The following is a 2,048-nucleotide window of genomic DNA, read 5'->3' on the forward strand; positions in this document are numbered from 1 at the left end:
ACTCACTTGTGTTTTAAAGACCAATTTCGAAGGATCTTGAGGTGAATAAATGACCTCTATAATACTTCCCTGCTGCAGCTTGGATAGTTGGGAAGAAAAAACAACCTTTTGCGTGGTTACATTAAATGTATCGCCGTTGTTTTTCGTAACACTCAGCGTAAATTGAAGCTTAATTTTATTAGATCCTGCTTCCCCCATGGGTGTAACATCCAGCACCTTCGCATATGCCTGCTTACCGGTTTTGGCAATTTCCATCAGCTCAGGCGATACGCCCTGCTTGGCCATTTGCTCATTCATTAACGCTTGCAAATCCGTCTGCGACACCTGCCCTTTCAGGTCAAGTCCTACTTTCAGTTTATCTTTCTCCGATACGACCAACGGAATGATCGAGCCTGGCTGAAATTGAGCCATGGAAGTCAAAGGAATAATCGTCGTCAAAGCAGTACCAAACACCATAAGTACCCCGATCATACTCAAAAATCCTTTCATCCTCCAAAACCCCTTTTTCAATCATCTGTTCAAATTATATGTCAGCAAGAAAGGTGAAACGACCTGCTCATTTACACTGTCACCAGACCCATATAAATCAGCTCCGATGGATTTACCGGATTGCTCCCCAGACCCACCGTATCTCCAGGTCGCGGATTTTGCAGCTTGGATACGAGCGTTTCCAACGTTTTTGGATATCGATTACCGTTTACTTCTGTCACATCTAGCATTAGCACCACAATCGGATCAAAATTCACGAGCTTCCCGGTATCTGTTACCGAAATAACAACCGCAGTCGCTGCCATCGCCAAACCACCGTTAGCCGCCGTTTGAGCTTGTCTTGCCGAGTTTAGGCTTTGGTTAATCTGTTCCCGATGCTCTTTGGGTACCAAACCTTTCATAAATAATCCTGACAGGCCTTTATTCATCAGTTGATCTGCTTGTTCTATCGCATCCTGCTGTTTTTTCTTTTTCCCGAATAAGTTCATCATGTGGTTGCACCTCGTATTTTGTATTGTCGTTCCCTATGAATTCAGTATAAAAGAGGGTATATGGCATCACAATACGTTTTGGCGCATACAAAAAAACCGAAAAAACAGGAGCTTTAACCTGTACTTTTCCGGTTTATTTTGAACTCTGGGACGGTTTACACAAAATTTTGCACACTTTGGAGTATTCTTTCGCACGATCATCCGATAGTTTTGTGAAAAACGAGTGAATTCAGGCTATTTTTTACGCAAAAGATAGACCAATTTGCGATAATACGCCGATGATTCTTTATAACGACGACTGTCCTCGGACACAACTGCCAGCGTTTCATATAACTGTTCAAGCCGCGCTGGATGCTGGAGAGCTTCAAAATAAGGCAAGCATTGCAAGGCATGCATCCAAAAGGCGTCCTGATTTCCCTGAGCAAGCGCAAGCTGGCTTTCATAAAAATCAAGCCCCATTTGCTGATCTGTTGTCAGATTTGTTTTACGCAGTTGATCCAAATGCTGTGAGAGAAGCCCCCAATTTTTTCGCGCAAACGCAATCTCACAGCGATAAATTAGCGTAACGGGCAGCATCATCTGCTGCATTTCCTCCCGCTCCCAGCTCACCAATCGATGTCAGCATAATAATCCGGTTGTTCAGAATGGTCGTGAGCATATCTGCCGCATTTTCCAAATAGACCAAATTGGCCTCAGCCATAGACAACGTTAGCAGTGCTTCCTGTACAGAACCCATGGCAAAACAATATCCGCTGTAAGCCACATACAGGCCCGTCAAACGGTGAAAAAGCCGATCATCATATACTCTGCGCATCGTCTGCTCGAATACCTGCTTCGCCTGATCAAATTGCTTAACTTGAATACAGGCCTCCATCATAATGTTTTGCGCATTCAGCCAGTTTTCCGTCCCCTCTTCCACTAGACGGCTTAGCTGCGTAACGTTATTCAGCACATCATAATAATGATTTTTCGAGCGAAAATACTGGATTTTATAAAATAAAATTGCTTTTTTTAGCGGTGCGGGCAGGTCCACCTCATCCGAACGACCAAACTTCTCCAAATAAAAAT

2 protein-coding genes and 2 pseudogenes are annotated in these 2,048 nt (G+C 43.8%); all 4 read right to left on the reverse strand.

Annotation, left to right across the window (positions count from 1 at the left end; genetic code table 11):
• Positions 1 to 489 (reverse strand): annotated as a pseudogene (locus GRP75_RS25400) (DUF3592 domain-containing protein); the annotation flags it as partial.
• A gap of 71 nt (positions 490 to 560) precedes the next feature.
• Positions 561 to 980 (reverse strand): hypothetical protein, encoded by a 420-nt coding sequence (locus tag GRP75_RS25405; RefSeq protein WP_160790713.1) that lies wholly within the window; start codon positions 978 to 980, stop codon positions 561 to 563.
• A gap of 234 nt (positions 981 to 1,214) precedes the next feature.
• Positions 1,215 to 1,559 carry a hypothetical protein gene (locus GRP75_RS30090; RefSeq protein ID WP_237449192.1) on the reverse strand — a complete coding sequence of 115 codons (345 nt, stop codon included), beginning with the start codon at positions 1,557 to 1,559 and terminating at the stop codon, positions 1,215 to 1,217.
• A pseudogene (locus GRP75_RS30095) lies at positions 1,525 to 2,048 on the reverse strand (XRE family transcriptional regulator); the annotation flags it as partial. The gene GRP75_RS30090 and the pseudogene GRP75_RS30095, both read right to left, overlap by 35 nt.

The sequence above is a fragment of the Paenibacillus sp. OT2-17 genome, from assembly GCF_009827695.1.
Taxonomy (GTDB): Bacteria; Bacillota; Bacilli; order Paenibacillales; family Paenibacillaceae; genus Paenibacillus; species Paenibacillus polymyxa_B.

What these genes read in the sequence shown, in the direction of transcription:
- GRP75_RS30090 (WP_237449192.1), bottom strand. Translation starts at nt 1,559, where the DNA reads ATGATGCTGCCCGTTACGCTAATTTATCGCTGTGAGATTGCGTTTGCG.
- GRP75_RS25405 (WP_160790713.1), bottom strand. Translation starts at nt 980, where the DNA reads ATGATGAACTTATTCGGGAAAAAGAAAAAACAGCAGGATGCGATAGAA.